This is a genomic window from Embleya sp. NPDC056575 (genome assembly GCF_042793325.1).
Lineage (GTDB): Bacteria > Actinomycetota > Actinomycetes > Streptomycetales > Streptomycetaceae > Embleya.
This window is the reverse complement of record NZ_JBHTVA010000134.1, coordinates 1-8,616: the sequence shown is the minus strand read 5'-3', so window position 1 is coordinate 8,616 and position 8,616 is coordinate 1. Positions and strand designations below refer to the sequence as shown.

Below are 8,616 nucleotides of genomic sequence, written 5' to 3'. Positions count from 1 at the left end.
CGGTGGGGGGGGCGCGGGTCCGGGTGCTGGTTGCCGGGGGGGCGGGGGTGGGGCTGGGGTGGGGTCGTCGGTGGGCGCGTGTTGTACGCCGGCACCCCCCGCGGCCCCCGCGACGGGCGCGACCTCGTCCGGCAAGGGAACTCCTCCCACAGATGACGGAAATTCCATCGTACTGACCCGCGCCGTCGACACTCGGCCATCCGGTTCGGCGGCCGCCGAAACGTCGGAGGCCGGAGGCTCCCCACCTGGGGCGCCTCCGGCCTCCGGACACCGGCCGCGGGCGGCGTGTCACACGACGATGAACGACTCCAGCGCGTCGTCCGGCAATACCGGCGCGAGCCGGGCCCGGCCGGCCAGGAAGCCGAGTTCGAGCAGGACCTCGACCCCGACCACCTCGGCTCCGGCCCGCCGGATCAGGTCGATCGTGGCCTCGACGGTCCCGCCGGTGGCGAGCACGTCGTCGATCACGAGCACCCGGTCACCGGCCTCGAACGCGTCCTGGTGCACCTCCAGGGTGGCCGAGCCGTATTCCAGGTCGTAGGACTGCGCGTGGGTGGCGCACGGCAGCTTGCCCGCCTTGCGCACCGGCACGAAGCCGGCCCGGGCCCGCAGGGCGACCGGAGCGGCGAGGATGAAGCCGCGGGCCTCGATCCCCACCACCTTGTCCACCCGCCCGGCGCAGCGCTCGGCCAGCGCGTCGACCAGGGCCGCGAAGGCGACCGGGTCGGCGAGCAGCGGCGAGATGTCCTTGAACACCACGCCCGGCTTCGGCCAGTCCGGCACGTCCCGGATCCGGCTGTCGAGCAGTTTGCGCAGCTCGTCGGGGTCGGTGGCCATCAGCGCTTCCTCTTGCCGCCGGGACGGGTACGGGCCCGGCCGCGCGCGGCGCCGGCGCGAGGCGCGCCGCCCTGCGCGGGTACGGTCTCGTCCTCGTCCGCCTCGGTCTCCTCGTCCACGTCCGGGTGACCCTCGGCCCGGTCCGCGGGGATGCCCGCGGCCTCGGCGGCCTTGGCCGCCTTCGCCTCGGACGCCCGACGCTGGGCCACCTTCTTCGCGAGCAGCCGCATCTCCGGCGACCGCTCCTTGAGGTCGGCCAGTATCGGCGTGGCGATGAAGATCGACGAGAACGCGCCGGCGGCCAGACCCACGAACAGCGACAGCGCGATGTCCTTGAGCATGCCCGCGCCCAGCAGCCCGCCACCGACGAACAGCAGCGAGGCGACCGGAAGCAGGGCGACCACGGTGGTGTTGATCGAGCGCACCAGGGTCTGGTTCAGACCCGCGTTGGCCGCTTCGCTGTAGGTGCGCTTGGTCTGCTTGGTGATGTTCTTGGTGTTCTCCTTGACCGTGTCGAATACCACGACCGTGTCGTACAGGGAGTAACCGAGAATCGTCAGCAGACCGATCACCGTGCCCGGCGTGACCTCGAAGCCCACCAGGGCGTACACCCCGATGGTGATCACGATGTCGTGGATGAGCGCGACCAACGCCGCCACGGCCATACGCCACTCGAAGGCGAAGGTGAGGTAGATCACCACCAGGATCATGAAGATCACCAGACCCTGGAGGGCCTTCTTGGAGATCTCCTTGCCCCAGCTGGGGCCGACCACCTGCGTGTTGACCTTGTCCGGCGCGACCTTCAGATCCTTGGCGATGGCCGCCGCGATCTGCTTGGTCTTGTCCGCGTCGGACTCGGCGAGCTGGATGCGCAGACCGCTGCCGCCGACCTTTTGCACTATGGCCTCGGTGCCGTCGGTGAACGGCTCCACCGCCTTGCGCGCGTCGCCCTGCGAGGCCGGGGTGTCCTGGATGGTGTAGACGGACCCGCCCTTGAACTCGATGCCCTCGTGCAGCCCGCGGCCGAGCAGGCCGCCGACCGCGAGCACCAGGATCAGCGCCGAGATCGAGTACCAGAGCTTCTTGCGACCGACGAAGTCGAACGAGACGTCACCGTGGTGCAGCCGGACGCCGATGTTCTTGATGTCACCGAAGCGACTCATCACGCCTCCTTCACGCCGGCGGCGCGCCCACGGGGGCGACGACCGCGGTACGACTGGCGCTGATTGGCGCCGAGCGCGACGGGGTCGAGGCCGGACCACTTGTGGCCGTCCGCGAAGAACCTGCGCCGGGCGAGGATCGTCATGAGCGGCTTGGTGAACAGGAACACCACCACGACGTCGAGCAGCGTGGTCAGGCCGAGGGTGAACGCGAAGCCCTGGACCTTGCCGACCGAGACGATGTAGAGCACCGCGGCGGCCAGGAACGACACCGCGTCGGACACCAGGATGGTGCGCCGGGCACGGGGCCACGCCTTCTCCACGGCGGGTCGCAACGTGCGACCCTCGCGGATCTCGTCCCGGATGCGTTCGAAGTACACGATGAACGAGTCCACCGTGATACCGATCGCGGCGATCGCGCCGCAGACCGCCGGCAGGTTGAGTGCGAAGCCGATGCTTCGGCCGAGCAGACACATGATGGCGTAGGTCAGGGCCGCCGAGACCATCAGACTCGCGATGCTCACCAGGCCGAGGCCGCGGTAGTAGAACAGCGAGTACAGGATGACCAGGACGATGCCGATCGCACCCGCGATCAGACCGCCCCGGAGCTGGTCGCCACCGAGCGAGGCGGACACCGTGGTCACGTCGCTCTTGGTGAAGGACAGCGGGAGCGCGCCGTACTTGAGCACGTTCTCCAGGTCCTTGGCCGAGCTGCGCGAGAAGTCGCCCGAGATCACCGCGCTGCCGCCGGGGATCTCCGCCTTGACCGACGGGGCGGAGACGACCACACCGTCCAGGTCGATCGCGAAGCGGTTGGTCGGATACTTGCCCTGCGCCAGGTCACCGGTGATCTTGGTGAACTTGCCGGTGCCGGAGTCGCTGAACTTCAGCTCGACTTCCCAGCCGCCGACGGAGCCGTTCTGCGGCAGCTGCGCCTTCGACGAGGACACGTCGGTGCCGGGGATCAGCACCGGGCCCAGGATGTACTTCTCGGCGTTCTCGCCCTGGGTGCGGCTGCACGCCACGGTGGGCTTGTCCTCCGGGATGGGCTCCGTACCCAGGCCCCGGTTCTCCGGGAGGTTGCAGTCCAGGTTGGTGAACTTCGCGCGCAGTTCGGGCGTGATGCCGTTCGCGTCGGCGCCGGCCGGCGGGGTGTTCGCCGGAGGCGTCGCGGGCGGAGTGGTCGCGGGCGGAGTCGTCGGCGGCGGCGTCGGGGCACCGGACGCGTCCTTCAGGTTCGGGATCACCCGACCCTGCGGCTTGTTCGACTCGGCCGCCGGCGGCGTACCCGCGGGCGGGGTGCTCGCCGGCGGCGCGCTCGCGGGCGGCGTCGACGGCGGGGTCAGCGGCAGCTTGGTCCCACTCTGGGGAGCGACCGGGGCCGCCTCGAGCACGGGACGGAAGAAGAGCTTCGCGGTCTGTCCGACCTGCTCCGCCGTCTCCTTCTCGTTCTTGCCCTTGGGGATGCTGATGACGATGTTCTTGTCGCCCTCGGTCTGCACCTCCGCCTCGGACACACCGAACGCGTTGACGCGCTGGCGGATGATCTCCACCGCGGTCTGCATGTTCGTCTTGTTGACCGCGCCGTTACGGCCCTGGTCGGCCTTTGCGGTGAGCGTGACACTCGTGCCGCCCGCGAGGTCGATGCCCAGACGTGGGGTCTTGTCCCCGGTCGAGAACATGATCGCGTACAACGCCACGATCACGACCCCGATAAAGGCAAGGACCCGTCCCGGGTGCCCTCGGGAACTCGATTTCGGTGCTGCCACCTTCGCCCAATCTCCCTCTCGATGCCGCCGCGTCGGGATTGCCCCACGGTCGCCGGCACGGCACGGCGCCCGACGGATGGTCGGGCGCTCTCGTATCCGGGGTGTCACCCCCGGTCACATGACTGTATTGCTCCGCGGTGGCCCTGGGACCACCGCGGCCATCACGAGCCGAGCTAGTCCTGCTTGTCGTCCTTGCGCAGCCGGTCGCCGGTCTCGGGCGCCTTGCTCGCGCCCTCGGCCTTGGTCACGTCCACGGTCTTGCCGTCCGCGGCGTCGGCGTCCTCGCCGGCCTCGGGCTTCTTGTCCAGACGTACGGCGTCGTCGCCGGTCTCGGCGGCGTCGTCGTGCTCGTCGTCGGCCTCGTCGTCCTCGGGCTCGTCGCCGGAGGACAGGACCGCCGCGATGGCGCTCTTCACGAAGCGGCAGTGCACGTCGGGGGCCACCTCAAGGATGACGGAATCGTCCTCGACCTCGGTGACCGTCGCGTACAGACCCGCGATCGTACGGACCTCGGCCCCCGGAACCAGCGAGTTCTGCGTTTCCATGGCCTGTCGCTGGCGTGCCTTCCCGGGCTTGATGATCAGGAAGTAGAACACCACGACGATGATTACTGGCAGGAGGAGGGTAAGCGGGTCCACGGCTTGAAACGATTCCTTCCCAAGGCCGCGCGGCGGCCCGGACGGTGACACTCGGCCGGCCACGGCGCGGCAGCCTCGGCGGAGTCTAGACGGGTACTTACTACAGGAACAACGACTACCGGCCGCATGCGTTCCCGACACGCAGCGGCCTCACTCGGTTGCATCCTTACCGGTCACGGCGCCGTTGTCGAACAACACGCTCTGTTGTGCGCCGTGCTGATTGGGCAGCGCCCCCTGTGGGGGGTTCAGTCCCAGATGCGCCCACGCCTTGGCGGTGGCCACCCGGCCGCGGGGCGTGCGGGCCAGGAAACCGCTGCGGACCAGGAACGGTTCGGCGACCTCCTCGACCGTCTCGGTCTCCTCCCCCACCGCCACGGCCAGCGTGGACAGGCCCACCGGGCCGCCGCCGAACAGCGTGGTCAGGGCCTGGAGCACGGCCCGGTCCAGCCGGTCCAGGCCCAGCGCGTCCACCTCGTAGACGTCGAGCGCGCGGGCCGCGATGTCCCGGTCGACCTTGCCGTTCGCCCGCACCTGCGCGTAGTCGCGGACCCGGCGCAGCAGCCGGTTGGCGATCCGCGGCGTGCCCCGCGAGCGGCCGGCGATCTCCGCCCCGCCCTCGGCGGACAACTCGACGTCGAGCAATCTTGCCGAACGATTCAGCACCCGTTCGAGTTCGGCGGGCGCGTAGAAGTCCATGTGTCCGGTGAAGCCGAACCGGTCGCGCAGCGGCGGCGGCAGCAGTCCGGCCCGGGTGGTGGCACCCACCAGGGTGAACGGGGGCAGGTCCAGCGGGATGGCGGTGGCCCCGGGTCCCTTGCCGACGATGATGTCGACCCGGAAGTCCTCCATCGCCATGTACAACATCTCCTCGGCGGGCCGCGACATGCGGTGGATCTCGTCGAGGAACAACACCTCGCCCTCGGACAGCGAGGACAGGATCGCGGCCAGGTCGCCGGCGTGCTGGATGGCCGGGCCCGAGGTGATCCGGATCGGCACGCCCATCTCGGCCGCGATGATCATCGACAGCGTGGTCTTGCCGAGCCCGGGCGGGCCGGACAGCAGCACGTGGTCCGCGGTCGCGCCGCGGCCGAGCGCCGCGGTCAGTACCAGGGACAACTGCTCGCGCACCCGCTCCTGCCCGATGAACTCGTCCAGGTTCTTCGGGCGCAGCGCGGCCTCGACGGCCTGCTCCTCGCCGTCCGCCTCGGCGGTCACCAGGCGTTCGCCGTCCTGCGTCATCGTGTTCCGCCCAGGGTCGTGGTCGTACGGCCTGCGTTCATCCTGCCGGACGCCGGCGACATCCCCGGCACCGCGCGTGCCGCGTCGTGGCCGGCTCGCCGGGAGGGGTTCATCGGCGGTTCAGGCCGCGCAGGGCCGATTTGAGCAGGGCGCCGATGTCGGGGGTCGCGGCGCCGTCCGCCTCGGGGGCGACCGCGTCGACCGCCTCCTCCGCCTCGCGGGCGGCGTAGCCCAGGCCGACCAGGGCGGCGTGCAGCTGGTCGCGCCAGCCCGCGCTCACCGGGCCGGCGACGCCGACCGCGCCGGTGGGCACGCCGAGCTTGTCCTTCAGGTCCAAAAGCAGCTTCTGCGCGCCCTTGGGGCCGATCCCGGGCACGGCGGTCAGCGCCTTGGCGTCCTTGGCGGCGACCGCGGCGCGCAGCGCGTCGGGGCTGTGGACGGCGATCATCGCGAGGGCCAGTTTCGGGCCCACCCCGTTGGCGGTCTGCAACACCTCGAACGTGCGCTTCTCGTCGTCGTCGGCGAAGCCGAACAGGGTGAGCGAGTCCTCCCGGACCACCAGCGAGGTGGCCAGTCGGGCCGGTGCGCCGACCCGCAGGCCGGCGAGCGTGGTGGGCGTGCACTGCACGGCCAGGCCGACCCCGCCTACCTCGACGACGGCGGTGTCGGGGCCGATGCCGGCCACCGTTCCGGAGACGAACGCGATCACCCGAGTGCTCCTGCGTGGTTGGTGAGGTGGGGCGGTGTGGCCGGGGCGGTGCCGATCAGCGGCGGGTGCCGCGCGGGAGCCGGCCGGCCGGGGTGCGGGCCGCGGCGACGGCCGCCGCGAGCCGGTCGGAGGCGCCGCCGCGCCAGATGTGGCAGATCGCCAACGCCACCGCGTCGGCGGCGTCGGCCGGTTTCGGCGGGCCGTCCAGGCGCAGGATACGCGTCACCATGGCGCCGATCTGGGCCTTGTCGGCGCGCCCGCTGCCGGTCACCGCGGCCTTGACCTCGCTGGGCGTGTGCAGCGTGACCGGCAATCCGCGCCGCGCGGCGCACACGATGGCCACGGCGGAGGCCTGCGCGGTGCCCATCACGGTGCTCACGTTGTGCTGGCTGAACACCCGCTCGACCGCGACGCAGTCCGGGCGGTGCCGCTCCAGCCACTCCTCGATGCCCTGCTCTATGCCGAGGAGTCGGGCGTCGATCGTGGCGTCGGCGGGTGTGCGCACGACGCCGGCCTCGATCATCCGCAGCGGTTTGCCCACCGCGCCGTCGACGACCCCCACGCCGCATCGGGTCAGACCGGGGTCGACCCCCAAGACCCGCATGCCGCGCCCCTCTCGTGTCGTCTTCGCGTCGCGTTCGCGGCGTTCCCGTGTGGTTCCCGCGTCGTCGCCTGTCGCGTCGTGGTGACCGGCACTCGATACGAACACGTGTTCGCCCGAGGAAACCCTAGTGCAGGCGCGCCGATCCCCTCGGTATCGCCACTCCGTGATCACTCGTTCGAGCGACACGTACGCTTGTCCCGATCGATAACGCCCCGATGACAGCCCTGTGACGATCGTTCCCCAAGCGGCCCGGTCGCCGACGGGGAGCCCGCACGGGCAGCGCTAGGGTCGCTTGCAGACTGCTCCCCGCTCGCCGCCCGGAAGGTTTTCATGCCGTCGCCGTCCATGCCGGTCGTGGTGACCCCGCCGGCCGCCGAGAAGGGTGCGACCAGGATGCCGGCGGCCCCCGACATCGTGTTCGCGGACGGGCTCGCCGAGCGTGTGCGCCTCGGCGGCGCCGAAGTGCTCGGCCGCGCGCGGGTGTCCTTCCGCCCGGCCCGCACGGCGGTGTTCGGGTATCTGATCGCGCGCGCGGTCAACCTCGTGGTGCTCGGCCTGATGGCGCTGGCGACGGGCAAGCCGTTCTGGTCGATGCTCGGCTCCTGGGACGGCGTGTGGTTTCGCGACATCGCCGACTTCGGCTACGTGGACAAGATCCCGGTCTCCCCGACCGGCAAGCCGTACTGGACCAACGTCGAGTTCTTCCCCGGCTACCCGTGGGCGGTCCGCCTGGTCTGCGACCTGACCGGGCTGTCCGCGCTCAACGCCGGGATGGTGGTCACCACGATCGCCGGCGTGGTGGCCGCGTGGGGGTTGTACGCGCTCGGGCGTGAACTGACCGGCAGCCACCGGGTGGCCACCCTGTTCGCGCTGCTCTGGGGGGTGGCGCCGGGTTCGATGGTGCTCACCATGGTCTACTCCGAGGCGCTGTTCGTGGCGTTCGCCTCGTGGGGCCTGCTGGCGGTGGTGCGCCGGCAGTGGACCCTGGCCTGCGTGTTGTGCCTGCTCGCGGGGCTGACCCGCAACACCGCGTTCGCACTGGTCGCGGCGCTGGGGGTGACGGCCCTCGCGGTCGTGCTCCAGCGGCGGGAGGACGGCGCGCGGGTCGGTCTGCTGGCCCCGGAGGCGCGGCGCCCGGTGCTGGCCACGCTGATCTCGCCGCTGGCCTGCGTGGGCTTCATCGCGTGGGTGGGCTGGCTGGCCGGGCGCCCCGACGGGTGGATGTGGATCCAGGACAAGGCCTTCAACCTGCGGTTCGACGGCGGCATAAGCACCGTCCAGTGGATGAACAAGTACCTCACCCACCTGGGCCGACCGATCTACGTGGTCTGCACGTTCGTGATCATCCTGTCGGTGGCGCTGATGATCTGGTCCTTCCGCGACCGCCGGATCCCGCTGTCGGTCCACGTCTACGGCGCCGTGGTGATGTTCCTGGCGCTGACCACGAGCAACGGCTGGTTCTTCCACTCCAAGCCGCGCTTCATGCTGCCGGCGTTCACCATCCTGCTGCCGCTGGCCCGACTGATGGTCAAGTGGCCGCGCGGGGTGGTGATCTCGATCCTGGTGGCCGGGGCGGCGTTCTCCGGGTGGTACGTGGGCTTCCTGCTGTACGTGATAAACACCAACCCGTAGCCGGACCCGCGACGCGCGAGGGGCCGAC

Annotated in this window: 8 protein-coding genes; 1 reads left to right on the top strand and 7 read right to left on the bottom strand. The window is 70.8% G+C overall.

Annotated features, from left to right (window positions below):
* Positions 1 to 288 precede the first annotated feature (288 nt).
* From ACFRCG_RS47655 to ruvC, 7 genes are all read right to left on the bottom strand, one after another.
* Positions 289 to 837, bottom strand: a complete 549-nt coding sequence (locus ACFRCG_RS47655) for an adenine phosphoribosyltransferase (protein ID WP_380042942.1) — start codon at positions 835 to 837, stop codon at positions 289 to 291.
* Positions 837 to 2,000 carry a protein translocase subunit SecF gene (gene secF, locus ACFRCG_RS47650; protein ID WP_380042941.1) on the bottom strand — a complete coding sequence of 388 codons (1,164 nt, stop codon included), beginning with the start codon at positions 1,998 to 2,000 and terminating at the stop codon, positions 837 to 839. Before secF ends, ACFRCG_RS47655 begins: the two co-directional genes overlap by 1 nt.
* The gene (gene secD / locus ACFRCG_RS47645) at positions 2,000 to 3,766 is read right to left on the bottom strand and encodes a protein translocase subunit SecD (RefSeq protein WP_380042940.1); all 1,767 of its coding nucleotides are present in this window, start codon (positions 3,764 to 3,766) and stop codon (positions 2,000 to 2,002) included. The genes secF and secD overlap by 1 nt, the downstream gene beginning before the upstream one ends.
* Before the next feature lie 173 nt (positions 3,767 to 3,939).
* A complete protein-coding gene (gene yajC, locus ACFRCG_RS47640; protein WP_380042939.1) occupies positions 3,940 to 4,404 on the bottom strand; it encodes a preprotein translocase subunit YajC in 465 nt (154 codons plus the stop codon).
* A gap of 150 nt (positions 4,405 to 4,554) precedes the next feature.
* The gene (gene ruvB, locus ACFRCG_RS47635; RefSeq protein WP_380042938.1) at positions 4,555 to 5,643 is read right to left on the bottom strand and encodes a Holliday junction branch migration DNA helicase RuvB; all 1,089 of its coding nucleotides are present in this window, start codon (positions 5,641 to 5,643) and stop codon (positions 4,555 to 4,557) included.
* Between the two features lie 109 nt (positions 5,644 to 5,752).
* Entirely contained in the window at positions 5,753 to 6,352 is a 600-nt protein-coding gene (gene ruvA, locus ACFRCG_RS47630) for a Holliday junction branch migration protein RuvA (protein ID WP_380042937.1), read from the bottom strand.
* 55 nt (positions 6,353 to 6,407) lie between these two features.
* Positions 6,408 to 6,956 carry a crossover junction endodeoxyribonuclease RuvC gene (ruvC, locus tag ACFRCG_RS47625; RefSeq protein ID WP_078974441.1) on the bottom strand — a complete coding sequence of 183 codons (549 nt, stop codon included), beginning with the start codon at positions 6,954 to 6,956 and terminating at the stop codon, positions 6,408 to 6,410.
* Positions 6,957 to 7,286: 330 nt separating this feature from the next.
* Here ruvC and ACFRCG_RS47620 point away from each other — a divergent pair, with 330 nt between their 5' ends.
* On the top strand, positions 7,287 to 8,588 hold the full coding sequence (locus ACFRCG_RS47620; protein ID WP_380042936.1) for a mannosyltransferase family protein: 1,302 nt from the start codon (positions 7,287 to 7,289) through the stop codon (positions 8,586 to 8,588).
* The last annotated feature ends 28 nt before the right edge of the window (positions 8,589 to 8,616 follow it).

Bases quoted from the DNA above. Each gene is read 5' to 3' on its own strand.
- secF (WP_380042941.1), bottom strand. From the start codon at position 2,000: ATGAGTCGCTTCGGTGACATCAAGAACATCGGCGTCCGGCTGCACCAC.
- ACFRCG_RS47655 (WP_380042942.1), bottom strand. From the start codon at position 837: ATGGCCACCGACCCCGACGAGCTGCGCAAACTGCTCGACAGCCGGATC.
- ruvB (WP_380042938.1), bottom strand. From the start codon at position 5,643: ATGACGCAGGACGGCGAACGCCTGGTGACCGCCGAGGCGGACGGCGAG.
- ruvC (WP_078974441.1), bottom strand. From the start codon at position 6,956: ATGCGGGTCTTGGGGGTCGACCCCGGTCTGACCCGATGCGGCGTGGGG.
- ACFRCG_RS47620 (WP_380042936.1), top strand. From the start codon at position 7,287: ATGCCGTCGCCGTCCATGCCGGTCGTGGTGACCCCGCCGGCCGCCGAG.